The sequence below is a fragment of the Actinomadura oligospora ATCC 43269 genome, from assembly GCF_000518265.1.
Taxonomy (GTDB): Bacteria; Actinomycetota; Actinomycetes; order Streptosporangiales; family Streptosporangiaceae; genus Spirillospora; species Spirillospora oligospora.
Map to the genome: position 1 here is coordinate 369,933 of NZ_JADG01000011.1, position 24,409 is coordinate 394,341.

The window sequence follows — 24,409 nt, forward strand, 5'->3', positions numbered from 1 at the left end:
ACGGTCAGCCGGGCGCCGAGGGCGCGGACGGGCGGGGCGCGGGCGATGCGGGTGCTGCGGTTCGCGGTGCTGCTGGCGTTCGTCCTGGTGTTCCTGATCCCGGTGTACGTGCTGGTGGTGACCAGTTTCAAGTCGTTGCAGGAGGCCGATCCGTCCACGGCGTGGAACCTGCCGGAGCACTGGGGCGTGGACGGCTGGAAGGCGGCGTGGTCGTCGCTGCGGCCGGGGCTGGAGAACAGCGTCAAGATCGCGGTGTCGGGGTCGCTGATCTCGGCGGTGCTGGGGTCGCTCAACGGTTACGTGCTGAGCAAGTGGCGCTTCCCGGGCGCGGACGCGGTGTTCACGCTGTTCCTCTTCGGGATGTTCATCCCGTACCAGGCGGTGATGATCCCGCTCGCCGGGCTGCTCACCAACATGGAGCTGGTCGGGACGATCCGGGGCCTGGTGCTCGCGCACGTCGTGTACGGCATCCCGATCTGCACGCTGATCTTCCGGAACTACTACGTGACGATCCCGAACGAGCTGATCGAGGCGGCCCGGGTGGACGGCGCGGGCATGCTCCGCACCTACTGGTCGGTCGTGCGGCCGGTGTCCGGGCCCGCGTTCGCGGTCGTGCTGATCTGGCAGTTCACCTCCATGTGGAACGACTTCCTGTTCGCGGTGTTCCTCGGGGCGCCGGACAGCTGGCCGGTGACCGTCCTGCTGAACAACACGGCCGGGTCGGGCGCGGCGGCGGTGAACTACAGCCAGCAGATGGCCGAGGCGCTGCTCGCGTCCCTGCCGACGCTGCTCGTCTACCTGCTGCTCGGACGGTTCTTCATGCGTGGGCTGATGGCGGGCGCCCTCAAGGGCTGAATCTGACAAGAAACCGGGCAACGTCCGACAATAAGTGATCACTTCTGTGACCGAGTGCACAGGAGTGATCCCGGTCTCTACACTGCCGCCGTAACGGCAGGCGCTCGATTCGGCGTACGTCCGCGGTGTGCCGCTTCCGATGCACGGCACGTCCGTTCGACAGCACGCTCTTTTCGCAGGGGGTCCCATGGGCAGCAGTTCCGTCCGACGCATCGCGGCCGCGGGGAGCGCGTCCGGGGCCGTCCTCGTGGGGGCGCTCGCGGCGGGGGCCTCGCCCGCGCTGGCCGATCCGTCCGCCGGGGCCGGGGCGGCGGCCGGAGCGCCGACGGTCTCGATCGCGCCGAAGCGGTTCACGCCGGGCGAGAACGTCACGGTGCGGATCGGCGGGTGCACGAGCGAGCCGTCCGTGGGCGGCCAGAACGAGGTGTTCGTCCAGGGCGACCCGTCGGGCTTCGACCGGAACGGGGAGACGTCCTGGTCGGGCATCGGCTCGACCCTGCCGGGGCTCAAGCCGGGCAACTCCTACATCACCAAGTTCACCTGCATGACGGCGTCCGGGCCGCGGACGCTCACGCTGTTCGCGACCCTCCCGGAGAAGCACACCACGCCGCCTCCCCCGCCGGGCGACGGGCACGGCGGAGGCGGCGGAGGCGGGAAGCGGTTCCACTTCGGCTTCGACGACGTGGACCTGTCGACGCGGACGGTCGTCCCCGGCGGGCGACTCGGGATGAAGGTGCACTGCCCGACCGAGGCGAGCGCGACCTCGTCGTCCTTCGTCGAGGACCCGCGGTTCGAGGAGACCGGCGAGGACACCTGGGAGGCCACCGGGAGGTTCGGGCGGTCGCTGCCCTCGGTCGTCCGCGTGACGATCGGGTGCGCCGAGCACGGGACCGTCGTGTTCACCACCCGTCCGGGTCGGGACGAGGTGTCCCCCGGGCCGACGATCCCGCGCGGCGCGCCCGACACCGGCGACGGCAGCACCGCCTCCGGCGGCAGCGGTGCCGTTGCCGGGTCGCGAGGCGCGCGTGCGCCCTACGTCGGCGCGGGCGCGGCTGCCTTCGCGCTCGCGGGCACCGGGCTCGTGCTGCGCCGTCGTCGCGTTGCGAGGGGGCGGTCCTGACCTCGCCGTCCCGCCGCCTTCCCGGCTGGCTTGCCGCGGTTGGGCTGGCGGCCGGGTTGCTGAGCGGGTGCGGGAACGACGGGCCCTATGCGGACGGGCCGACGGATCCGGGCGCGACGAAGAGCACGGGCGCGGCCGGGACGGTTCGGTACGCGACGTCCTCGCTGGGACGGTCGGAGCCCGTCACCATCAGGATTCCGCGGTTGGGGGTGACCGCGCCGGTCACCGACCTCGGGCTCAGGCCGGACGGGACGATCGAGGTGCCGTCCCTCGACCGTCCCAACCTCGCGGGCTGGTGGAAGGAGGGCGCGACGCCCGGCGAGGAGGGGCCGTCGGTCATCCTCGGGCACGTGGACGCGCGCGGGAGGGCGGCCGTGTTCAACCGGCTCAAGGACCTGCGGGAAGGCGACCGCGTCATGGTCGTCCGGAAGGACGGGCGCACCGCGACCTTCGCCGTGCAGCGGGTCGAGCGGGTCGCCAAGACGGCCTTCCCGGGTGAGCGGATCTACGCCGAGGACCTGGACTACGCGGCCCTGCGGCTGGTGACCTGCGGCGGTGACTTCGACCGCGGCACCGGCCACTACGTCGACAACGTCATCGCGTACACGCGTCTGGTGCGGGACTGATCCGATCTGGTGCGGAAGTGAACCATCCGGGCCCGTGATTCGTTGTCCGGGCATCGGGGACGCCCGTCCGGGCAGCAGGGACGGCTGTCCCGCCGGACACCGGCGTCTTTCCCGACGGTGCGGATACGTCCGGCATGGCCGGGTTCTCACCGAGACCGCACGACGTCCGCCGCCTCCACCGGACAGGATGGAGCGGGGACCAGCACAGGAGGTGACCGGGTGAGGGCGATCAGCGTCCAGCAGCCGTGGGCGTTCGCGATGGCGCGGGGCGGCAAGGGCGTGTTCAACCAGCCCGCGCCGACCGGGTACCGGGGCCCGGTGCTCGTGTACGCCTCGCTGCGCGTGGACCTCGGCGCGTGCGACTCCCCGCTCGTCCTCGAGGCGGGCTGGGATCCGGGCGACCCGCTCGCGACCGTCGGCGCGGTGATCGCGCTCGCCGACATCGAGGACGTCTGCTCCGGCGCGGTGCTGGACGGGTCGTGCGACTGCGGGCCCTGGGCCGAGGCCGAGGCGCACCACTGGCGGCTGGCGAACGTGACGCCGCTGCCCCGCCCGGTGGTGGCGCTCGGCAAGGTCGGGCTGTGGGAGCCGTCCGCGACGCTCGTCACCGAGGTCCGGACGATGCTGGCGTCCGCCGCGTCCAGCACGGGCTGAGGCGCGCGCAGGACGGCCACGCGCGGGCCTGGGCTGGCGCCGGGGCGGGGCTCAGGATTCGGCGGCCTCGCGGAGGCGGGTCAGTTCGGCGGCGATGCGGTCGAGGGGCCAGCTCGCGTTGAGGCCGCTGGGGTTCGGCAGCACCCAGATCCGGGCCGGGCCGAGCATGTCGTCCTGGAGGCCGATCCGGGCCTTCGGGTGGCCGAACGCGGTGCGGTACGCGGTGACGCCCTGGACGGCGAGGAAGCGCGGGCGGCGGCGCTCGACCAGTGCGGCGAGGCGTCGTCCACCCTCGCGCAGCTCGTCGGCGGTGAGCTCGTCGGCGCGGGCGGTGGTGCGGGCGGCGAGGTTGGTGATGCCGAGGCCGAGCGCGCCCAGTTCGTCCTGCTCGGAGGGGTGCAGCAGGCGCGGGGTGAAGCCGGAGCGGTGCAGCGCGGGCCAGAACCGGTTGCCCGGGCGGGCGAAGTGGTGGCCGGTCGCGCCCGAGTAGAGGCCCGGGTTGATGCCGGTGAACAGCACGCGGAGCGGGACGTCCTCGGGCGGCAGGACGTCCGGGATGAGCCGGTCCCGGGCGGCTTCCAGATCGGCCTTCGTCGGGCGGGCAGGGATCGGCATCAGACCAGGCTACGCACGATCCGGATCAGGTCGCGCGCGACCCGGTCGCGCAGCGTTGCGCAGGGTCCGGGCAGGGTTGCGCACGAGGCGGGCAGGTTGCGCACGAGGCGGGTCGGGTTGCGCGGGGTTCAGATCAGGTTGCGCACGATGAGGGCGGTCGCGGACACGCCGACGAGTGTGAGGACGGCGAGTCGCGTCCGGCCGCCGTCCAGGTAGCTGCGCAGGGGCCCGGCGGCGAAGAACCCGGCCGCGACGAACGGGGTGAGCGCGAGCCCGGCGACGAACTGCCGCTCGGGGAACTGGTGCAGGACGGCGAGGGTGAGCGCCGAGAGCAGCGTCCCGAGGGTGAAGAAGATCGAGAGGGTGGCGCGCACCATCGGGCCCGTCTCGCGCTGGTAGAGCAGCGCGATCGGCGGGCCGCCGATGGCGGTCGCGGTGCCGCCGAGCCCGGCGAACATCCCGGCGGCGGCGAGGGTCGTCCGGTTGCGCGGGACGACCCCGGAGTAGGCGCTGACCGCGAGCGCGACGAGCACCAGGCCGCCCGCCGCCAGGCCCATGCCCCGCACGGACAGGACGGCGACGACCCACACCCCGAGGGGCGTCCCGGCGATCCGCCCGGCGAAGGCCCAGCCGAGGCCCCGCAGGTCGGCGTGCCGCACCTCGCGGGCCAGCGTGAACATCGGCGTCACGGTGGCCGCGATGAGCAGCGCGCCGGGCATCAGGTCGGGGAACAGCAGCGCGACGACGGGCGTCGCGACGACGCCGACCCCGAACCCGATGCTGCTCTGCACGAGGGCCCCCACGAGCACGGCGAGGCCGCCGACGAGGAGGAACATGGTGGAGGGAAACGCGCTCGAATGCACGTTCTGGAACGTTACATCCACCAAGATCCGCTGTGCGAGGCCTGACCGGCCGCTACGCGGAGGCCTCGGTGAGCCGCTCCTCCTCGGCGGCGGTCAGGGTGAGGTCGCCGACCGCGAGAAGGGCCGGGAGCTGGTCGACCGAACGGGCGCTCGCGATCGGCGCGGCCACGGTCGGACGGCCCGCGAGCCAGGCGAGCGCGACCGTGGCGACCGGGACCTCCCGCTCGACGGCGATCGCGTCCAGGGCGTCGAGCACCCGCCGCCCGCGCTCGCTCTCCAGGTACTTGCCCGCGCTCCCCGCGCGCGGGCTGTCCACGGTCTGCCCGGGACGGTACTTGCCGGTCAGGAACCCGGACGCGAGCGCGTAGTACGGCACGGACGCCAGGCCGTGCCGCCGCGCGATCTCCAGCCGCTCGCCCTCGTACTCGTCCCGGTGGACGAGGTTGTAGTGCGGCTGGATCGCGACGTACTTGGCCAGGCCCTCCCGGTCGCTGACGGCCAGGGACGCCTCGAGCCGCTCGGGCGAGATGTTGGAGACGGCGATCTCGCGGACCTTGCCCGCGCGCTTCAGCTCGTCCATCGCGCCGATGATCTCCTCCACCGGCACCGACTCGTCGTCGAAGTGGGTGTAGTAGAGGTCGATGTGGTCGGTGCGGAGGCGGCGCAGCGAGTCCTCGGCCGCGGCTCGGATGTTGGCGGCGGACAGCCCCTTGCGCTCGGGGTGCGCGCCGACCTTGGTCGCGACGACCACGGCGTCGCGGTTGCGCCGGGACGCCATCCAGTCGCCGATGATCGTCTCGGACTCGCCGCCGTGGTTGCCCGGCACCCACGCCGAGTAGCCGTCGGCGGTGTCGACGAAGTTGCCGCCGCCCGCGGTGAAGGCGTCCAGCACGGCGTACGAGGCGTCCTGGTCGGCCGTCCAGCCGAACACGTTGCCGCCGAGCGACAGCGGGAAGACGTCCAGGGATCCGATTCTGTTGGTGTCAGCCATATTTTGATCCAATCACTCGAACCTGATCGTCTCCGGGAGCCCCCCATGCCCGAGTCCCCGCCCCCTCCCCCAGGCCAGGCCGCCACCGGCCTCGGCGCCCCGGCCGTGTCCGACCTCACCGACCCGGCCGTGTCCGACCTCGCGATCAGCCCCGGACGGCTCCAGGCGTTCAGCGACGGCGTGATCGCGATCGCCGCGACGCTGCTGATCCTGGACGTGCACCGGCCCGGCCGGGACGAGCCGGTCTGGTCCGCCCTGCGGCACGAGTGGCCCGCGCTGGACTCCTACGCGGTGACGTTCCTGGTGATCGGGATCGCCTGGATCCACCACCACAACCTGTTCCACCGCGTCGCCCGGGTGGACCGGACGCTGCTGTTCCTCAACCTCGGGCTGCTCGCGACGATCAGCTTCCTGCCGCTGCCGACGGCCACGCTGGGCGAGCACCTGACCCGTCCGCACGCGGCGGACGCGGCGGTCTTCTACGCGCTGTCCATGGCGATGTCGTCGGCCTGGTTCACGCTGTTCTGGCACCACCTGACGCGCCACCCCGAGCTGATGCACGAGGCGGTGCGCGCGACGGCCGCCCGGGCGCGGCGGCAGTCGCTGGTCGGCCCGGTCGGCTACCTCGTCGCGGCCCTGGTCGCCCTGGTCAGCCCGCTCGGCGCGCTCACGCTGAGCGGGCTGATCGTGCTGTACTTCGTCGTCGGACGCCGCAACCCCGCGTCCCGCACGGGGCTGACCGGCCTGCCGGGCGGCGGCGTCCGGGAGGGCTGACCTTCCGCGGACGCGGCGTCCGGGAAGGCTGACCCCTCCGCGGGCCGCGGCGGTCAGACGAGGGTGTCCAGGATGGGGATGACCTTGTCGGCCCGGGTCATCGGGTTGACGAAGGCCAGGCGCAGGACGGTGCGTCCCTCGAACTTGGTGGGGACGCAGAGGATCACGCCGTCCACGGCGTTCCGCCGCGACCAGGCCGAGTACTGCTCCTCGGTCCAGCCGACCCGCTCGAACAGCAGGACCGACAGGGTCGGCTCCTGGAGCAGCCGCAGGTGCCCGGACGCCCGGATGTGGTCGGCGACGCGGCGGGCGGTGGCGAGTGTCGTCTCGACGGCCTCGGAGTACCGGGCGGTGCCGTGCGTGGCGAGGCCGAACCAGAACGGCAGGCCGCGGGTGCGGCGGGTGAGCTGGACGGCCAGGTCGGCCGGGTTCCACTGCTCGCGGTCGATCTCGTCCAGGTACCCGGCGTGCTGGGTGTGCGCGGCGCGGGCGAGGCGCGGCTCGCGGTAGATCAGCGCGCAGCAGTCGTAGGTGGAGAACAGCCACTTGTGCGGGTCCACGATGAAGCTGTCGGCCTTCTCGATGCCGCGGTACCGGTCCCGGACGGAGGGGGCGGCGAGCCCGGCTCCGCCGTACGCGCCGTCCACGTGCATCCAGGCGCCGAACTCGCGGCACGCCTCGGCGACGCCGTCGAGGTCGTCGATCAGGCCGCCGTTGGTCGTCCCGGCGGTCGCGACGACGGCGAAGACCGCGCGTCCCGCCTCGCGCTCGGCCGCGAGGACGGCGCGCAGGGCGTCGCCGGTGAGGCGTCCCTGGACGCCCGGGACCTCGACGACGTCGGCGTCCAGCAGCCGGACCGCCGACTTGATCGACGAGTGCGCCTCGGCGGTGCAGGCGAGCCGCCAGCCGCCCTCGGGACGTCCGCCGAGCCGGTGCCGGGCGGTCTCGCGGGCGGTCGCGAGCGCGGACAGGTTGCCCACCGTGCCGCCGGAGACGAACGTCCCGCCCGCGCCGGACGGCCAGCCGAGCAGCTCGACGAGCCAGGCGATGGCCTCGTTCTCGGCGTGGATCGCGCCCGCGCCGGTCTCCCAGAGCCCGCCGAACACGTTCGCGGCGCCGACCACGCAGTCGAATGCCATGGACGTGCGGGACGGCGCGGCCGCGATGTAGGCCAGGTTCAGCGGGTCGTCCATCGAGCGGGTGGCGGGGAGCAGCACCTCCTCGAAGACGCGCATCGCCTCGGCGGCGCCGATCCCGGACGGGGTGACGGTCTTCCCGGCCTCGTTCCGCAGCTCGGACGCGGGCCGCGCCGTGGTCTTCGGGTCGCCCGACCGGACCACCCGGCGCTTCGCCCACTCCAGGAGCGCGTCCACCACGGCCGTCTCGTCGCCCCACGGCGAACCCAGGGCCTGGTCCATACCGCCGCCCATGCCACCTCCATCGCTGACACGCTGACACGCTGACACGCTGACAACAACTGCCTACAAAGGCCGCAAACATGCTGAGAGGCCACATAGTTCTCGTTTGGCCTCAAAAGAAAAGTACCCTGTCGCGCCTCCGTCCGTAAGTGGCGGCCCCTCCGACGCGTGCCCCCGCACGCGTGGTGGTGGTGTCGCGGCGCCGCTGGGGCTCGGCCACCTGCTCGGCGCGCGTCGCTCGGACCGTCCGTCCCACGTGCGCCTGGGGCTGCGCGGCCGGGCCCTCGAGCCGGCGCGCCGCGCGGGAGGGAGCACGCTGCCCCGTGACAAGCGGAACGGGCCGCCCCCGTGAAGGGGACGGCCCGTCCGTCGTGCCGTGCGCCTGTGACGCGTGGCCTGCCTACTTGCGGAGCAGGTTGCGCAGGACGTACTGCATGATGCCGCCGTTGCGGTAGTAGTCGGCCTCGCCGGGGGTGTCGATCCGGACGACGGCCTGGAACTCCCTGCCGTCGGCCTTCACGGTCACCTCGCGCGGGGTCCCGCCCTCGTTGAGCTTCTCCACACCGGTGATCGCGAAGGTCTCGGTGCCGGTCAGGCCCAGGGACGCGGCGGACTCGCCGTCCTTGAACTGCAGGGGCAGGACGCCCATGCCGATCAGGTTCGAGCGGTGGATGCGCTCGTAGGACTCGGCGATGACGGCGCGGACGCCGAGCAGCGCGGTGCCCTTGGCGGCCCAGTCGCGGGACGAGCCGGAGCCGTACTCCTTGCCCGCGATGACCACGAGCGGGGTGCCCTGCGCCGCGTAGTTCTGCGCGGCGTCGTAGATGAAGGACTGCGGCGCGTCCTCCTTGGTGAAGTCGCGGGTGTAGCCGCCCTCCACGCCGTCCAGCAGCTGGTTGCGCAGCCGGATGTTGGCGAACGTGCCGCGGATCATGACCTCGTGGTTGCCGCGGCGCGAGCCGTAGCTGTTGAAGTCGCGGACCTCGACGCCGTTCTGCTGCAGGTACTGCGCGGCCGGGGTGCCGACCTTGATCGAGCCCGCCGGGGAGATGTGGTCGGTGGTGACCGAGTCGCCCAGCTTGGCGAGCACGCGCGCGCCGGAGATGTCGGAGACCGGGGCGGGCTCCATCTCCATGCCCTCGAAGTACGGGGCCTTGCGGACGTAGGTGGAGTCGCCGTCCCACTCGAAGGTGTTGCCGGTCGGGATGTCCAGGCCGCGCCAGCGCTCGTCGCCCTTGAAGACGTCGGCGTAGGTGCTCAGGTACATCTCCTGGCCGATGGTCGACTCGACGATCTCGGCGACCTCCTCGGTCGAGGGCCAGAGGTCCCTGAGGTGGACCGGGTTGCCCTCGGCGTCCTCGGCGATCGCGTCGTTGAGGATGTCGATGTCCATCGTGCCCGCGAGCGCGTAGGCGATGACCAGCGGCGGCGAGGCCAGGTAGTTCATCTTCACGTCGGGGCTGATGCGGCCCTCGAAGTTGCGGTTGCCCGACAGCACCGCGGTGACCGCGAGGTCGTTGTCGTTGATCGCCTTGGAGATCTCCGGCTGCAGCGGTCCGGTGTTGCCGATGCAGGTGGTGCAGCCGTAGCCGACCAGGTTGTAGCCGATCTTGTCGAGGTAGGCGGACAGGCCCGCGCGCTCGAGGTAGTCGGTGACGGCCTGGGAGCCGGGGGCGAGGGAGGTCTTGACCCACGGCTTGCGGGTCAGGCCCTTCTCGACGGCCTTCTTGGCGAGCAGGCCCGCGCCGACCATCACGTACGGGTTGGACGTGTTGGTGCAGGACGTGATGGCCGCGACCGCGACGACGCCGTGGTCGATCGTGAACTCGCTGCCGTCGTCCATCTTCACGACGGTCGGACGGTGCGGACGGTCGCCGTTGGCGTGCTCGGCCGGGGCGTCGGACGCCGGGAAGGACTCGATGCCCGCCTCGTCGCCGTCCTTGACGTAGTTCTGGACGTCGCGGCGCCAGGTGTCCTTGGCGTCGGACAGGGAGATGCGGTCCTGCGGGCGCTTCGGGCCGGCCAGCGACGGGACGACCGTCGACAGGTCCAGCTCGAGGTACTCGGAGAACTCCGGCTCGACCGACGGGTCGAGCCACATGCCCTGCTCCTTGGCGTACGTCTCGACGAGCGCGATCTGCTCCTCGGAGCGGCCGGTCAGGCGCAGGTAGGACAGGGTCTGGTCGTCGATCGGGAAGATCGCGCAGGTGGAGCCGAACTCGGGGCTCATGTTGCCGATCGTGGCGCGGTTGGCCAGCGGCAGCTCGGCCACGCCCTCGCCGTAGAACTCCACGAACTTGCCGACGACGCCGTGCTTGCGCAGCATCTCGGTGACGGTCAGCACCAGGTCGGTGGCGGTGGTGCCCGCCGGGAGCTGGCCGGTCAGCTTGAAGCCGACGACCCGCGGGATCAGCATGGAGATCGGCTGGCCGAGCATCGCGGCCTCGGCCTCGATGCCGCCGACGCCCCAGCCGAGGACGCCGATGCCGTTCTCCATCGTGGTGTGCGAGTCGGTGCCGACGCAGGTGTCGGGGTAGGCGACGCCCTCGTTGTCGAACACCACGCGGGCCAGGTGCTCGATGTTCACCTGGTGCACGATGCCGGTGCCCGGCGGGACGACCTTGAACTGGTCGAAGGCGGTCTGGCCCCAGCGCAGGAACTGGTAGCGCTCCTTGTTGCGCTCGTACTCGACCTGGACGTTGCGCTCGAACGCCTCGGGGCTGCCGAAGTAGTCGACGATGACCGAGTGGTCGATGACCATCTCGGCGGGCGCGAGCGGGTTGATCCTGGTCGGGTCGCCGCCGAGGTCGCGGACGGCCTCGCGCATCGTCGCCAGGTCCACCACGCAGGGCACGCCGGTGAAGTCCTGCATGATCACGCGGGCCGGGGTGAACTGGATCTCGTGGCTCGGCTGGGCCTTGCTGTCCCAGCCGGCGAGGGTGCGGACGTGGTCGGCGGTGACGTTCGCGCCGTCCTCGGTGCGCAGCAGGTTCTCGAGCAGCACCTTCAGGCTGTACGGGAGACGGGCCGAGCCCTCGACGGCGTCCAGCCGGTAGATCTCGTAGGACTTCTCGCCAACCCGCAGCTCACTGCGGGCGCCGAAGCTGTTCGCGGACACGGACTCCTCCTCCGTCACCGCCGCGCGTCCGGTCCGGGACACGACTGCGCGGCGAAATCTCTGGTCGTCTTGTCGAGGCGGGCCGTCCCGCCCGGCGGCGGCCGGTCGTGGAGTGCGACCCGGGCCGGTCAGGGCCGGGCGGACGCTGTCACTCGCCCCACCTGAATCCTCCCGCACCCGGCTGGCTGCTCGGGACCCGGCCCCACCCAACTTCCGCCGATTTTCTCTCGACATCAAGCTATCTGGAATTTATCTCGACATCAACATACCTCGGGACGGCCCCCGGAACGGGAACCACCCTGGACCGCCGTACGTCTTCGATATATCGTTGTCGTATCGCGAGGGATCAAAGAGATCTCTCAGAAGGCGGTGGTGAAGATGGGATGGGGACACGCTTTCCGGACGGACGGCGGACCCGGCGGCCACGGTCACGGTCACGGCGGCTGGCCGTTCGGCGATCCCCGCTCGTGGGCCAACGCCGGTCCCTGGGGCGGACCGGGCCCCTTCGGGCCGGGCGGGCCGCCGTGGAAGCGAGGACGCTGGGGCGGTTCCGGCGGACGGGCGCGTAAGGGCGACGTCCGGGCCGCGATCCTTGCGCTGCTCGCCGAGCGGCCCCGCAACGGCTACCAGGTGATCCAGGAGATCGCCGAGCGCAGCGGCGGCGCGTGGCGGCCGAGCCCCGGCGCCGTCTACCCCGCGCTCCAGCAGCTGGCCGACGAGGGCCTGGTCGCGTCCGAGGAGGACGCGGGCCGCCGCGTCTTCCGGCTCACCGACGAGGGCCGCGCCTACGCCGAGGAGCACGCCGACGAGCTGGCCGAGCCGTGGGCGCGGATGAACGAAGGGGTCCCCGAGGGCGTCCCGGAGCTGTTCAAGGCGATCGCGGGCACCGGCGCGGCGGCCGTGGAGGTGCTGCGCTCCGGCACCCCGGACGGCGTCGAGCGCGCGGTCGCGATCCTCACCGACGCCCGCCGCGACCTGTACCGCATCCTGGCCGAGGACGCCCCCGAGGCGGGCGGCCGGGCCGCGCAGGGCGGCCGGGCCGAGGCGGGCCGAACCGAACGGGAGGAGTAGCCATGACGAACCCCAGAGCCCCCGGCACACCCGACGACCTGCGCGTGGGGGACGCCGAGCGGGACGCGGTCGCGCTGGCGCTGCACGAGCACTTCGCGGCGGGCCGCCTCGACCGGGCCGAGCTGGACGAACGGCTCGGCGCGGCGCTCGCCGCCAGAACGCTCGGCGACCTGCGCGGCGTCGTCCGCGACCTGCCGGAGCCGAACGGGCTCCCCGCCCCCGAGCGGGAGCCCGTTCTCGCCCCCTTCGGGCCCTTCGGCCCCGGGCCGTACGGACGGCGTCCGCACGGACCGCGCGGGTGGCGCGAGCCGGGGCAGGCGCCGATGTGGGCGCCGGGACGTCCGCCCCCGTGGGCGGACGGCGGGCATCCGGCGTGGCGCGGCCACCACCGGCGGCGCGCGATCTTCCCGGTCCTCGCCGTGCTGCTCGTCGCGGTCACGCTGAGCGCGGGCGTGGGCACGGCCCTGCTGACCGTGTTCCAGGTCGTGCTGGTCCTGTGGGTCGTCCGCGCGCTGGCGCTGCTCGTCCACGCGCGACGACACCGCGGAGCGCCCCGCTGACACCCCGCCCGGCAACACCCGCCCCGGTGACGCCTGGTCCCGCGACGTCCGGTCCGGTGACGCCCGGCCCGGTGTGGCGCGCGGGGTGATATCGCGGCCTCCCCGTCCTCACCCCCATGGGACGGGGAGGCCGCGAGCCCTGGGTCAGGACGCCAGTGCGGCGGCCTGCTTCGCGAGGGAAGTGACGCGGTCCCAGTCGCCCGCGCGGACGGCATCCGCCGGGGTGAGCCAGCTCCCGCCGACGCAGCCGACGTTCGGAAGCGCGAGGTAGCGCGGCGCCGACTCGGGCGTGATGCCGCCGGTCGGGCAGAACCGCACCTGCGGCAGCGGCCCGCCGAGCGCCTTCAGGAAGGGCACGCCCCCGGCCGCCTCGGCCGGGAAGAACTTCATCGCGGTGACGCCGTGCTCCAGCAGCGCCATCGCCTCGGACGCGCTGGACACCCCGGGCAGGAAGGGCAGCCCGGTCGCGGTCATCGCGTCCCGGAGCGCGGGCGTGCAGCCGGGGCTGACCAGGAACGTCGCGCCCGCCTCGAGCGACCGCTCGGCGTCGGACGGCGTGACGACCGTGCCCGCGCCGACCACGGCGTCCGGCACCTCGGCCGCGATCCGCTCGATCGCGCCGATCGCCGCGTCCGTGCGCAGCGTCACCTCGATCGCGCGCAGCCCGCCCGCGACCAGAGCGCGGGCGAGCGGGACGGCGGCCTCCGCGTCGTCCAGCACGACGACGGGGACGACCGGGGCGAGGTCCAGCAGTTCGTGGGCGTTCATGCCTGCTCCAGGAGGGTCATGCGTTCGTCTTCGTGAGCCGGACGGCGGCGCCGACCAGCGCCGGGTGCGGGTGGACGATCAGGGCGGTGGGGATGCCCTTGAGGTAGTCGGTGACCGGCGGCTTGTCCTCGAACCGGCGGCGGAAGTCGCTCGCCTGGAGCACGCCGGGGACGCGCGGCAGGATGCCGCCCGCCAGGTACACGCCGCCGGTCGCGCCGATCGTGAGCGCGACGTTCCCGGCGAACGAGCCGAGCAGCCCGCAGAAGACCTCGAGGGCCTCGGCGCAGGCGGGCTCGTCCCGCCGGTCGACGATCATCGCGGCGGTCAGCGGCTGCACGCGGACGCCGTCCAGCATCGCCAGCAGCCGGTACAGCCGGGCGAGGCCGTCACCGGAGAGCAGGTACTCGGCGTTGGCGACGCCGAGCTCGGCGCGCAGCAGCCGCATGACCTCGATCTCCCGGTCGGTGCCCGCAGGGACGTCCACGTGGCCGCCCTCGCCGGCGACCGGGATCCAGCCGCCTCCCGCGCCGTCCGGTACTGGGACCAGGCCCGCCACCCCCATGCCGGTGCCGGGTCCCAGTACCGCGCGCGGACCGCCGGCGGGCGGAAGCGCCCCGCCGACGGTCATCAGGTCGCCTGCCCCGAGTCCGGGCAGCGACCAGGCCAGTGCCTCGAAGTCGTTGATGACCGTGAGGTCCTCGATGCCGAGGTGGGCGCGGGTGCGCTCGACCGTGTCGTTCGCCCAGCCCGCGTTGGTCAGCCGGATCCGGCCGTCCACGACCGGCCCGGCGACCGCGAGGCAGGCCGCGGCGGGCCGCGCTCCCCCGCCGTGCTCGGCGAGGTAGGCGGCCGCGGCCTCGGCCAGGCCCCGGTGGTCCCGGGTGGGCAGCGCGGCCACCCGCTCGGGCGCGGCTCCCGGGCCGTCCACCAGCGCGAACCGCGCGTTGGTGCCGCCCACGTCCGCGACCAGCCACGGCGTCGTCATGTCGTCTTTCCTCCTCGCCTGCGGACGCTCAGCCGGCCACGCCGCCGAACACGCCCGCGCCGCGCTCGGCCGGGCCGACGGCCCGGCGGAACGCCCCGAACAGCTCGCGGCCGGTCCCGTACACCGCTCCGCCCGTCAGCTCGGAGGGCGGCGCGACGGGCTCGCGCGCGGCGAACTCGTCGTCGGGGACCAGCACTTCCAGGAGCCCCTTGTCCGCATCCAGCCGTACCACGTCCCCATCGCGCACGCGCGCGAGCGGACCACCGGCCGCGGCCTCGGGAGACACGTGGATCGCGGCGGGGACGGCCCCGGACGCGCCGGACATCCGGCCGTCCGTGACGAGAGCCACACGGTGCCCGCGGTCCTGGAGGACGCCGAGCGGCGGGGTGAGCTTGTGCAGTTCGGGCATCCCGTTCGCGGCGGGTCCCTGGAACCGGACGACCGCGACGACGTCCCGGCCGTCCAGCTCCCCGGCGGCGAACGCGGCCTGGAGCTCGTCCTGCGAGCCGAACACCCGCGCGGGTGCCTCGATCGTGCGGCGCTCGGCCGGGACCGCCGACACCTTCACGACCGCGCGGCCGAGGTTGCCGTCGACGGTGTGGAGGCCGCCGTGCTCGTCGAACGGCTCGGCGGCCGGACGCAGCACCTCGGCGTCACCGGACGTCGCGGGCGCGTCCGTCCAGGTCAGCTCGCCGCCATCGAGCGCCGGGACGACGGCGTACTCGGCCAGGGACGCGCCGCCGACCGTCCGGGCGTCGCCGTGCACGAGGCCCGCGCCGATCAGCTCGCGGATGAGGAAGCCGGTGCCGCCCGCCGCGTGGAAGTGGTTCACGTCGGCGGTGCCGTTCGGGTACAGCCGGGTCAGCAGCGGCGTGACGCGGGACAGCTCGTCGAAGTCGTCCCAGGTCAGCTCGATCCCGGCGGCGGCGGCCATGGCGACCAGGTGCAGCGTGTGGTTGGTGGAGCCGCCCGTCGCGAGCAGCGCGACGACGCCGTTGACGAACGCGCGCTCGTCCAGCAGCTCGCCGACCGGCGTGTACGCCTCGCCGCGCAGGTCGGTGATCTCGACGACGCGGCGTCCGGCCGCGCGGGTCAGCCCGTCCCGCAGCTCGGTGTGCGGCGGGACGAAGCTCGCGCCCGGCAGGTGCAGGCCCATGACCTCCATGAGCAGCTGGTTGGAGTTCGCCGTGCCGTAGAACGTGCAGGTCCCGGACGAGTGGTAGGAGTCGGCCTCGGCGGCGAGCAGCTCGTCCCGGTCGATCTCCCCGGCGGCGAACCGCTTGCGGATCGCGGCCTTCTGCGCGTTCGGCAGCCCGGAGGCCATCGGCCCGGCCGGGACCAGGATCGCGGGCAGGTGCCCGAACGCGAGCGCGCCGATCACCAGGCCCGGGACGATCTTGTCGCACACGCCGAGCAGCAGCGCGCCGTCGAACATGTCGTGGGACAGCGCGACCGCCGTGGCCATCGCGATGACGTCCCGGCTGAACAGCGACAGCTCCATCCCGGCGCGGCCCTGCGTGATGCCGTCGCACATCGCGGGCACGCCCCCGGCGAACTGCGCGGTGCCGCCCGCCTCGGCGACGGCGGCCTTGAGCACGTCCGGGTAGTCCTTCAGCGGCGCGTGCGCGGACAGCATGTCGTTGTAGGACGACACGATCGCGATGTTGGGCGTGACGGCCCCGCGGAGCTGGAGCTTCACGTCGGGCGCGCAGGCGGCGAAGCCGTGCGCGAGGTTGGCGCAGCCGAGCCCGCCGCGGGCGGGTCCCCGCGTGCGCGCGTCGGCGATACGGCCCAGGTAGGCGGCGCGGCGGTCGGCGCTGCGCGCGGCGATCCGCTCGGTGACCCGTGCGACGACGGGGTGTGGGGAGACCGGAACGGCGCTCATCGGACACTCCAAGCCGAAGGGGACGGACAACGACACACGCAACCTAGCGGACATAAGTCATACAAGTCATCAGACTTACGCAGTAATCTTTACATAAGTTTCGGCCACCCCGTCCACATGCTTGGATGATCCGATGCCCCACCGGCCCGTCTATCCGCCCGCGCGACGCCCCGCCACCTGCGGGGACGTGCTGCGACTCGTCCGCGAGGACGGCGTCGCCACCCGCGCCGAGCTGGCCCGCGTCACCGGGCTGTCCCGCCCCGCGGTCGCCGCCCGGGTGACCGAGCTGATCGCGCACGGGCTGCTGGTCGAGCACGCCGACGGGCCGTCCACCGGCGGACGGCCGCCCGCGCGGCTGGCCTTCGACGCGGCGGGCGGCGCGATCCTGGTCGCCAACCTCGGCCAGTCCCGCGGCCAGCTCGCGGTCTGCGACCTGGCCGGGACGATCCTGCGCCGCGCCGACGCCGACCTGCCGCCCGGACGGCTGCCCGAGGTGGCGCTGCCCGCGCTCGTCCGGCAGTGGACGGCCCTGCTCGACGCCTGCGGCCTTCCCGCGTCGTCCGTGCGCGGCGCGGGGATCGGCGCGCCCGACCCGGCCGACTTCGACCTGTGGGACACCGCCCCGGTCGCCGAGCGCCTCGGCGCGCCCGTCCTGCTGGACAACGAGGTCAACGTCGCCGCGCTCGGCGAGCACCGCGCCCACCACGCGGACGTCGCGGACCTGCTGTTCGTGAAGGTCTCCACCGGCATCGGCGCGGGCCTGGTCTCCGGTGGACGTGTCCAGCGCGGCGCGCAGGGCGCGGCCGGAGAGATCGGGCACGTCCCCGTCGCGAACGGTCCGGGCATCACGTGCCGCTGCGGCAACCTCGACTGCGTGGAGGCGGTCGCCGGGGGCGCCGCCCTCGTCGCCCTGTCCAGCGCGCCCGACCTGCCCACGCTCGTGTCGCGCGCGCAGGAGGGGGACGCCGAGGCCGTCCTGATCGTCCGGGACGCGGGCCGCCGCCTCGGCGAGGTCATCGCCGCCGCCGTGAACATCCTGAACCCGGCCGTCGTGATCCTCGGCGGCGACCTCACCGCCGCGTACGAGCCGCTCGTCGCGGGCGTCCGCGAGGTCGTCTACCGGCGCGCGACCGCGCTCGCCACCCGCACCCTGCGGATCGAGCCGAGCCGCCTCGGCGAGCTGGCGGGCCTCACCGGCTGCGCCGCGATGGTCCTCGACCACACGCTCGCGCCCGAGGCGATCGACGCCGTCCTGGCTTCCGGCTGACGGCCCCCGACCCACTCCCTGGGGCATTCCGGCCCGTTCGCGCCCGGCGCGAAATAGCGACCGGCGACGCGGAGAATGACGTAATCCGAACGCCGGGAACCCCTGTGTCCAGGCGTCCCCCGGACCTGTGCGCGATCTTGCGGCGCGCTTAACGCATCGTTTACGCTCTCACGCCCCATCCCTTTATTTCGTCACGGGGGCGAAACTGTGCTCGATCAGTCTCCCGAAGCCATGGAGAAGGCTTTGGAGAACCTGACCAAGGACGCGAACGAGAAGCTGGAACGCTACGCGGAGATGCGCCGGCAGATCGCCGCGATGCGCAGCACCGCGCAGTCCGCCGACGGCAACGTCACGGTCACCGTCGCCCCCGGCGGCGCCATCACCGACATCAACCTCAGCGAGCGCGCGCTCCGGCAGGGCGCGGCCCAGCTCTCGGCGACGCTGATGAGCACCATCGCGGCGGCCAGCGCCGACGTCTCCCGCCGGATGGCCGCGGCCGTCGCGCCGCTCGCCCCGGCCGGGATGGACGTCGAGGCGCTCGTGAACTCCCGGCTCCCCGCCCCGCCGCGGGACGACCTGGGCGGACGCCGATGACCGAGACCACGCACGACGTCGACAAGCTGCTGTCGGCCGCCGAGAGCGCCGACCGGATGAGCGACGCGGCCGTGTCCATCCAGAGCACCGCGAAGGACATCAACGTCTCCGGCCACGAGTGGGGCGCGGTCGGGATCGCCTTCAGCGTCCACTACGACCAGGCGGCCAAGGACGTCAACGAGCACCTGGACCTGCTGGTCAAGTCGCTGCAGGGCATCGAGAGCGGGATCGAGCAGACCGCGCGCAACTACGCGGGCGCGAACCAGTCGATCCTCGCCAAGATCTCCGCGCTGGAGGCCGACCGCCCGGAGATCAGGCCGGGCCCGGCGGGGAAGGACTGAGCGCGCGATGGTGGAGATCTTCGATGACCCGTACAAGGCGGGCGAGGGCAACGTCCCCGGCTGGAGCCAGGTCTCCAAGGGCGTCCAGCACTACCAGAGCGAGGACTACACCTCGATCGCCGGTGACATCGCCGACCTCGGCTACACCGGGTTCACCGCCTGGATGGACCCGCTCGGCGCGCTGGTGGGCGCGGGCGTCGGCTTCCTGGTCGACGTGATCAAGCCGCTGCACGACATGCTGACCTGGGTCACCGGCGACGACGGCGCGATCGGCGAGCACCGCGGGGAGTGGGACGGCGTCGCCAAGAACCTCGTCTCGCTCGCCGACCAGATGGAGAAGGACCTCGCCAAGGACCTGGAGACCTGGACGGGCCCGGCCAGCGAGGCGGGGAAGACCAGGATCAGCGAGTTCATCCAGGGCACCCGGGACACCGCCAACGCGATCGGCGACATCAAGGGGCTGCTCGCCCTCACCGCCTCGCTCTGCGACACCGCGATGTCCCTGATCAAGGACCTGATCTCGCAGTTCGTCGAGTGGCTGATCATCACCTGGCTGGCCGCGCAGGCCGCCGCGATCCCGACGCTCGGCGCCAGCGAGGTCGCCGCCGCGGGCGCGACCACCGCCGAGGCCGCGATCGCGACCGGCCGCGGGGCCCGGATCGTCCAGAAGGTGCTGGCCGTCTTCAGGAAGATGGCCGACGTCGTCCGCAAGGTCATCACCAAGCTCAAGGCGCTGCGGAACTCGGCGGTGTGGAAGCTGACCGGCAAGGGCGGCAACACCAGCCTCGGCCCCGGCGGCCTCGGCCGCGACCTGGTCTCGGACGGCCGGGACGCGCGCACCGCCCTCGGCGGCGCCAACGGCGCGCGGACGCCGTTCTCCTACGATCCGAAGGACGGCGCCGTCGCCGCGGGCACCAAGATCGGCACGGGGCTGGGTCAGAGCGAGGAGGACGACCAGAGCAACGTCCCGCCGCCCGGCGAGATCAACCGGAAGCTGAACCTCGGTGTCTGAGACCTGGAAGGGCTTCCGGTCCGCGCCGCTCCTGCTCCCGGTGGTGTACGTCGTCGTGATGGGCGCGGCCGTGGGCGGGAGCCCCGGCCGGGCGGCCGAGCCCGCCGTGCTCGTCCCGGCGCTCGTCGGCCTGGTGCTGCTGGTCGGGCTCCCCTTGCGCGCGGCGTTGCACCGCCGGATCGTGCTGGGCCCGGACGAGCTGACCGTCCACCGGACGTTCGGCACGCACACCTTCCCGCTCGCCGAGATCGCCTTCCTCCAGGAGAACCGTCCCGGCGGACTCGGACCGCAGTGGCCGAAGCTGCTCGTGCGCGACACGTCCGGCCGGACGTGCCGGACGTGGAGCCTCGGCCCGGACCACGAGCGCATCGTCGGAACCGTCCGGGCCGCGGTCATGCGGGCCAGCGGGTCCGACCCGATGGCCTACGTGGACGAGGAGGCCACGGCCTGACCTGCTCGTCCGCGAACCCCGTTGCTGAATCGGCAACGGGGTTTGCGCTTCTGAGCGGTGGCTGGCGATGCTGTGCGCATGGCAGAGGAACTGACCAACGAAGAATTCTGGGACGAGCGCTACGGCGGCCACGGACACGGGCACGGCCACGGGCACATCTGGAGCGGCAACCCCAACGCCGCCCTGGTCGAGGAGATCTCCGGCCTGACTCCCGGGACGGCGCTCGACCTCGGCTGCGGCGAGGGCGCGGACGCCGTCTGGCTCGCCCGCCAGGGCTGGAAGGTCACGGCCGTGGACGTCTCGGGCGTCGCGATCGGACGCGCCGAGCAGCACGCCGTCGACACCGGGACGGCGGACGCTATCGAGTTCCAGCGCCGGGACCTGTCCGAGTCGTTCCCCGAGGGCGTCTTCGACCTGGTGACCTCGCAGTTCCTGCACTCCCCCGCCGAGCCGATCTCGGAGCGGATCCTGCGCGCTGCGCGCGACGCCGTGGCCCCCGGCGGGACGCTGCTGGTCGAAGGCCACGCGGGCCCGCCGCCGTGGGCCCCGGACGCCCACAACTTCCTGCCGACGGCCGCCGAGGTCGTCGTCACCCTGGACCTGGACCCCGCCGAGTGGGAGGTGCAGCGCGCCGCCGAGCACGACCGGCAGCAGAGCGCCCCGGACGGCACCGTCGTGACCCGCCTCGACTGCACCGTCAAGGCCCGCCGGAAGGCATGACCCTCCGACGCCTGGCCCCCAGAGGGATCTAGGCCGAGGTCCGTTCCGCTTCCACGTCCAGCCCCGGCGGCTGTGGCTGCGGCTGAGCCGGGGGCTTGGCCGGGCTCAGCCCCTTGGCCAGGGCACCCGGAACCTTGACCTCCACCGGCCCGTGCATCTGTGGCTGCGGCTTCGCCGGAGCCACAGCCGGGGGTTGGGCCTGGGGCTGGACGGGCTCGTCCCCGGCCTCGGGCTGCGGCGGCGGGACGGGGATCAGGAGCTGGCGCGGGCGGCCGTTGCCCCCGGGGAGGGCCCGGCGCTGGCGTTCCAGGCCGCGCAGGATCTCGCGGATGCCGTTGACCTGGTCGTCCAGCCCGACGCGCAGCTCGGCCTCGTAGCGGACGACCTCCTCGGCCGAGTGGACGGCCTCGGTGTGGCGGGCGCGCGCGTCGTGGAGCAGTTCGGCCGCCGACGCGCGGGCCTCCTTCTCCAGCGCGGACGCGCGGTCGCGCGCCCGCTCGACGATCTCGCCCGCCTCACGCCTGGCCGCCTCGAGCAGCCGGTCGGAGGTCTCCTGCGCGAGGCGCATGACACCCGCCGCGGTCTCCGGCGACTCGGGCGGCCGGGACCGCAGTGCGTCGAGCTCCCGGTGCAGCGCGGTCAGGGTGGTCTCGACGTCGGTGAGGAAGTCGTTCACCTCGACCAGGTCGTACCCCTCCCGCAGCCGCACGGTGGTGAACACCTTCCGGGCGACCTCGGACGGCGTCAGCATGTCGGCCCCTTCCGCCGGGCATGTCATCACGCTTTGCATTCCCATGACAACCGCTTGTAAACGAGATGGGGCCGACATGGTCAGGCGAGGATCTGGCCGCCGTCCACGGTGACGACCTGGCCCGTGATGTAGGTGTTGGCCATGAGGAACACCGGTGCCGCGCCCGCCTCCTCCGCGGTTCCGACCCGTCCGAGCGGGAAGCCCGCCCCAGCGTCCCGGACGGCCTCGTCCGTGGGGAGCCCGCCGACCGAGCGCAGCAGCGGGGTGTCGAACATCCCGTAGCGGACGGCGTTGACGCGCAGCCGCCGCGGCGCGAGCTCGACCGCGAGCGCGCGGGTCAGCGCCTCGACCCCGCCGACCGGGGCCATCGCACCGGCGGCGCCGGGCATCGGGCGCAGGACGAGGGTCCCGGAGGTGAGGGTGAGCGAGCCCCCGGCGGGCAGCCGCTCGGCGGCGAGGCGGGCGGCGACCAGCGCGGCCCAGACCCGCTGGTCGTACGCCTCGTGGACGGCCTCGGAGGTGATCTCGGTCAGCGGGCCCGCCCCGGTGTAACCGCCCGCGGTGAGCAGCACGTGCTCCACCGGGCCCGCCAGGTCGAACGCGGCGCGGACGGCGTCCTCGTCGGCGGCGTCGGCGACCGCGCCAAGCACCTCGGCGCCGCCCTCAGTGGCGACGGACTCGACCGCGGCGTCCAGCCGGGCCTTGTCGCGTCCGGCGAGGACGACGCGGACGCCCAGGTCGTGCAGCAGCCGGGCGGCGCCGAGACCGATGCCGGACGAGCCGCCGATGACGAGCGCGGTGGATCCGGCCAGGCCGCCGGGCAGCGGCGAGCGGACCGGGGCGGGGGCGTCGGACACGTGGTTCATGAGGGGTCTCCCGTTCGAAATAAACCATCCGGTTGTTTTAGATCATGATCGCGCCCGGCGGGGCTTGTCAACCGGGTGGTTTAATTTCGGGCATGAGCTACGACGCCGCCGCCACCCGGAAGCGGATCTTCGAGGCGGCCTCCGCCGAGTTCACCGAGCGCGGCCTCGCCGGCGCCCGGATCGAGCGGATCGCCGTCGCCGCACAGGCCAACAAGCAGGCGATCTACCTCTACTTCGGCAACAAGGAAGCGCTGTTCGGAGCGGTCATCCGGGGCAAGATGGACGAGATCTGCCATCAGGGCCCGCTCGACCCGAACGCGGTCGCCGACACCGTGGGCCACCTGTTCGACTGGTACGGGGAGCACCCCGAGTTCGTCCGGCTGCTGATGTGGGAGGCGCTGGAGTCCTGCACAGCGGAGGCCACCGGCGAGGACGAGCGCCGCGGGGCCTACCGCGACCACGCCCAGGCCCTGGTCGCCGCGGGCGTCGCCGCGGACGCCCCGGACGACGCGTCCCGCGTCCGCGCCGCGCAGGACTGGCTGTTCACCCTGCTCGGCCTGGTCGCGTGGAACTACGCCGTCCCGCAGCTGCGCCGCATGGTCCTGGACGAGTCGGACGACAAGGCCGCCCTCGCGCGCCGCCGCGCCGCAGTCGTGGAGGCCGTCCGCATCCTCGCCGCGTCCCGCTGACGAGGCCACACCACGCCACGCCACATCACGCCGCCGCGCGCGGTGGCGTGCCGACGTGGATATTTCACTTCCGCATCAGCTGGCGCGAACATGTAAATGATTTGTAAGGGAAACCCGCGGAGGCTCGCCCGATCGGCCCGTGCTTCCTAGCGTTGGGGTGCAGCTACGGCACACTCTCGTTCGGTGCCGACCTGAGCCGGCGGCGCACAGCGGTCAAGCGCCACCGGCGGGCGGGAACGGCCAATCCCCCCGGCCGTCCCCCGCCCCACGGGCCCGTCCACGCCCCCGCGACGAGCCCGACGGCCGGGAGGCGTCTCCCCCCAGGACGCCTCCCGGCCACCGGCTTCCTTCTCGCCCCGCCCGGCCGTGGCGCGTTCGCCGTCCCGCTCCGGGAACGTTCAGGGCCCGGACGCCGCCCAGACCTTGGTCTCACGGAAGTAGCGGGCCGCGCCCGGATGCAGCGGCAGCGGGTAGGTGGCCAGGGCGGCCCGGCGGTCCAGGCGGCGCGCCTGCGCGTGGACGGCGGCGAGCCGGGCCTTGCTCGCGAACAGCAGCGCGGTCAGCTCCCGGGCCACCGCGGACGGCATGTCGGCCCGCACGACCAGCACGTTCGGGATCGCGAGCGTCGGGACCTCCCGTCCCATGCCGTACGTCCCGGCCGGGATCGACCGGGCCAGGTACACCTCCCCGAAGGACCGCTGCAGGCCCGTGACCAGCGCCCCGACCGGCAGCAACCGCACCCGGACCGTCCGGGCGAGGTCGGCGACGGCGGGCGTCGGCAGGCCGCCGGTGAAGAAGAACGCGTCGATGCGCCCGGCGCGCAGCGCGTCCCCCGAACCGCTCGCCGACAGCCGGGACCGGACGATCGCGTCGGGCCCGCGCAGCCCCGCCGCGGCCAGCACCCGGCCCGCGACGACCTCCGTCCCCGACCCGGCCGCGCCCGTCGAGACCCGGCGTCCGCGCAGGTCGGCGACCCTCCGGATCGGCGAGTCCGCCCGCACCACGACGTGCAGGTAGTCGTCGTACAACCCCGACAGCGCCGCGACCCGGCCATCGACGCCGCCGCCTGGGAAGGGGGTCGCGAACGGCCCGGCGCCGCGCGCGGCGAGGTCCGCCGAGTCCACGGTGCTGAAGGCGAGGTCGGCGCGTCCGGCGGCGAGCAGGCGCAGGTTCTCGATGGACGCGGCCGTGGTCAGCACGGTCGCGCGGACCTTCCACCGGTCGTGCAGCGTGGCCGCGAACGCCTCGCCGAGCGCGTGGTACACGCCGCCCCGCCCGCCGGTCGCGATCACCACCGGCGGCAGCGCCGTCTCGTCCGACCGGCACCCGGACGCCCCCAGCGGCACCCCCGCGAGCAACCCCGCCAGCACCACCCGCCGCCTCATGCGCCCGGCTCCGCGGACTTCGGCCGCACC

25 protein-coding genes are annotated in these 24,409 nt (G+C 73.4%); 14 read left to right on the forward strand and 11 right to left on the reverse strand.

Annotation, left to right across the window (positions count from 1 at the left end):
* The first annotated feature begins 45 nt into the window (after positions 1 to 45).
* From P696_RS0119820 to P696_RS0119835, 4 genes are all read left to right on the forward strand, one after another.
* On the forward strand, positions 46 to 855 hold the full coding sequence (locus P696_RS0119820; protein WP_084337817.1) for a carbohydrate ABC transporter permease: 810 nt from the start codon (positions 46 to 48) through the stop codon (positions 853 to 855).
* A 187-nt stretch (positions 856 to 1,042) separates the two neighbouring features.
* The gene (locus P696_RS0119825) at positions 1,043 to 1,975 is read left to right on the forward strand and encodes a hypothetical protein (RefSeq protein ID WP_026413686.1); all 933 of its coding nucleotides are present in this window, start codon (positions 1,043 to 1,045) and stop codon (positions 1,973 to 1,975) included.
* A gap of 209 nt (positions 1,976 to 2,184) precedes the next feature.
* Complete coding sequence (locus P696_RS0119830; RefSeq protein WP_245627739.1) at positions 2,185 to 2,601, forward strand: class F sortase; 417 nt, start codon at positions 2,185 to 2,187, stop codon at positions 2,599 to 2,601.
* 219 nt (positions 2,602 to 2,820) lie between these two features.
* Positions 2,821 to 3,255, forward strand: coding sequence for an ASCH domain-containing protein (locus P696_RS0119835; protein WP_026413688.1), 435 nt, complete (start codon positions 2,821 to 2,823; stop codon positions 3,253 to 3,255).
* A gap of 51 nt (positions 3,256 to 3,306) precedes the next feature.
* Here the strand turns inward: P696_RS0119835 and mug are convergent, their stop codons facing one another.
* The 3 genes from mug to P696_RS0119850 form a co-directional block, all read right to left on the reverse strand.
* Entirely contained in the window at positions 3,307 to 3,870 is a 564-nt protein-coding gene (mug, locus tag P696_RS0119840; protein ID WP_026413689.1) for a G/U mismatch-specific DNA glycosylase, read from the reverse strand.
* Positions 3,871 to 3,998: 128 nt separating this feature from the next.
* A complete protein-coding gene (locus P696_RS0119845; RefSeq protein ID WP_245627732.1) occupies positions 3,999 to 4,733 on the reverse strand; it encodes a sulfite exporter TauE/SafE family protein in 735 nt (244 codons plus the stop codon).
* Between the two features lie 52 nt (positions 4,734 to 4,785).
* Positions 4,786 to 5,724, reverse strand: coding sequence for an aldo/keto reductase (locus P696_RS0119850; protein WP_026413691.1), 939 nt, complete (start codon positions 5,722 to 5,724; stop codon positions 4,786 to 4,788).
* 45 nt (positions 5,725 to 5,769) lie between these two features.
* On the opposite strand from P696_RS0119850, the gene P696_RS46805 reads away from it, so the two are divergent.
* The gene (locus P696_RS46805) at positions 5,770 to 6,498 is read left to right on the forward strand and encodes a TMEM175 family protein (RefSeq protein WP_051467896.1); all 729 of its coding nucleotides are present in this window, start codon (positions 5,770 to 5,772) and stop codon (positions 6,496 to 6,498) included.
* A gap of 53 nt (positions 6,499 to 6,551) precedes the next feature.
* Here the strand turns inward: P696_RS46805 and P696_RS0119860 are convergent, their stop codons facing one another.
* Complete coding sequence (locus tag P696_RS0119860; RefSeq protein WP_084337819.1) at positions 6,552 to 7,928, reverse strand: pyridoxal phosphate-dependent decarboxylase family protein; 1,377 nt, start codon at positions 7,926 to 7,928, stop codon at positions 6,552 to 6,554.
* A gap of 388 nt (positions 7,929 to 8,316) precedes the next feature.
* Positions 8,317 to 11,034 carry an aconitate hydratase AcnA gene (gene acnA, locus P696_RS0119865; RefSeq protein ID WP_026413693.1) on the reverse strand — a complete coding sequence of 906 codons (2,718 nt, stop codon included), beginning with the start codon at positions 11,032 to 11,034 and terminating at the stop codon, positions 8,317 to 8,319.
* 378 nt (positions 11,035 to 11,412) lie between these two features.
* Here acnA and P696_RS46810 point away from each other — a divergent pair, with 378 nt between their 5' ends.
* Positions 11,413 to 12,105 (forward strand): PadR family transcriptional regulator, encoded by a 693-nt coding sequence (locus P696_RS46810; protein ID WP_084337849.1) that lies wholly within the window; start codon positions 11,413 to 11,415, stop codon positions 12,103 to 12,105.
* A 2-nt stretch (positions 12,106 to 12,107) separates the two neighbouring features.
* On the forward strand, positions 12,108 to 12,665 hold the full coding sequence (locus P696_RS57485) for a DUF1707 SHOCT-like domain-containing protein (RefSeq protein WP_026413694.1): 558 nt from the start codon (positions 12,108 to 12,110) through the stop codon (positions 12,663 to 12,665).
* A gap of 144 nt (positions 12,666 to 12,809) precedes the next feature.
* Here P696_RS57485 and eda read toward each other — a convergent pair whose 3' ends face one another.
* From eda to edd, 3 genes are read right to left on the reverse strand one after another with little or no spacing between them, the layout of a single operon-like run.
* Entirely contained in the window at positions 12,810 to 13,433 is a 624-nt protein-coding gene (eda, locus tag P696_RS0119880; RefSeq protein ID WP_026413695.1) for a bifunctional 4-hydroxy-2-oxoglutarate aldolase/2-dehydro-3-deoxy-phosphogluconate aldolase, read from the reverse strand.
* Between the two features lie 16 nt (positions 13,434 to 13,449).
* Positions 13,450 to 14,418 carry a glucokinase gene (gene glk / locus P696_RS0119885; RefSeq protein WP_026413696.1) on the reverse strand — a complete coding sequence of 323 codons (969 nt, stop codon included), beginning with the start codon at positions 14,416 to 14,418 and terminating at the stop codon, positions 13,450 to 13,452.
* Positions 14,419 to 14,446: 28 nt separating this feature from the next.
* A complete protein-coding gene (edd, locus tag P696_RS0119890; RefSeq protein WP_026413697.1) occupies positions 14,447 to 16,303 on the reverse strand; it encodes a phosphogluconate dehydratase in 1,857 nt (618 codons plus the stop codon).
* A gap of 133 nt (positions 16,304 to 16,436) precedes the next feature.
* Here edd and P696_RS0119895 point away from each other — a divergent pair, with 133 nt between their 5' ends.
* From P696_RS0119895 to P696_RS0119920, 6 genes are all read left to right on the forward strand, one after another.
* Entirely contained in the window at positions 16,437 to 17,570 is a 1,134-nt protein-coding gene (locus P696_RS0119895; protein ID WP_026413698.1) for an ROK family transcriptional regulator, read from the forward strand.
* A 231-nt stretch (positions 17,571 to 17,801) separates the two neighbouring features.
* Positions 17,802 to 18,164 (forward strand): YbaB/EbfC family nucleoid-associated protein, encoded by a 363-nt coding sequence (locus tag P696_RS46820; RefSeq protein WP_084337821.1) that lies wholly within the window; start codon positions 17,802 to 17,804, stop codon positions 18,162 to 18,164.
* Positions 18,161 to 18,505: a hypothetical protein gene (locus P696_RS0119905; protein ID WP_026413699.1), complete on the forward strand. Its 345-nt coding sequence runs from the start codon at positions 18,161 to 18,163 to the stop codon at positions 18,503 to 18,505. Before P696_RS46820 ends, P696_RS0119905 begins: the two co-directional genes overlap by 4 nt.
* Before the next feature lie 7 nt (positions 18,506 to 18,512).
* A complete protein-coding gene (locus P696_RS0119910; RefSeq protein WP_026413700.1) occupies positions 18,513 to 19,517 on the forward strand; it encodes a WXG100 family type VII secretion target in 1,005 nt (334 codons plus the stop codon).
* Positions 19,510 to 19,968, forward strand: coding sequence for a hypothetical protein (locus P696_RS0119915; RefSeq protein WP_026413701.1), 459 nt, complete (start codon positions 19,510 to 19,512; stop codon positions 19,966 to 19,968). The genes P696_RS0119910 and P696_RS0119915 overlap by 8 nt, the downstream gene beginning before the upstream one ends.
* Positions 19,969 to 20,046: 78 nt before the next feature.
* Positions 20,047 to 20,688, forward strand: coding sequence for a class I SAM-dependent methyltransferase (locus P696_RS0119920; RefSeq protein WP_026413702.1), 642 nt, complete (start codon positions 20,047 to 20,049; stop codon positions 20,686 to 20,688).
* 28 nt (positions 20,689 to 20,716) lie between these two features.
* Here P696_RS0119920 and P696_RS52665 read toward each other — a convergent pair whose 3' ends face one another.
* Both P696_RS52665 and P696_RS0119930 read right to left on the reverse strand, forming a co-directional pair.
* Complete coding sequence (locus P696_RS52665; protein WP_051467899.1) at positions 20,717 to 21,439, reverse strand: DivIVA domain-containing protein; 723 nt, start codon at positions 21,437 to 21,439, stop codon at positions 20,717 to 20,719.
* An 80-nt stretch (positions 21,440 to 21,519) separates the two neighbouring features.
* Positions 21,520 to 22,305 (reverse strand): SDR family oxidoreductase, encoded by a 786-nt coding sequence (locus tag P696_RS0119930; RefSeq protein ID WP_026413703.1) that lies wholly within the window; start codon positions 22,303 to 22,305, stop codon positions 21,520 to 21,522.
* A gap of 92 nt (positions 22,306 to 22,397) precedes the next feature.
* Here P696_RS0119930 and P696_RS0119935 point away from each other — a divergent pair, with 92 nt between their 5' ends.
* Positions 22,398 to 22,994: a TetR/AcrR family transcriptional regulator gene (locus P696_RS0119935; RefSeq protein ID WP_026413704.1), complete on the forward strand. Its 597-nt coding sequence runs from the start codon at positions 22,398 to 22,400 to the stop codon at positions 22,992 to 22,994.
* Positions 22,995 to 23,392: 398 nt separating this feature from the next.
* Here the strand turns inward: P696_RS0119935 and P696_RS46830 are convergent, their stop codons facing one another.
* The gene (locus tag P696_RS46830) at positions 23,393 to 24,379 is read right to left on the reverse strand and encodes a TAXI family TRAP transporter solute-binding subunit (RefSeq protein WP_034485780.1); all 987 of its coding nucleotides are present in this window, start codon (positions 24,377 to 24,379) and stop codon (positions 23,393 to 23,395) included.
* Positions 24,380 to 24,409 lie beyond the last annotated feature (30 nt).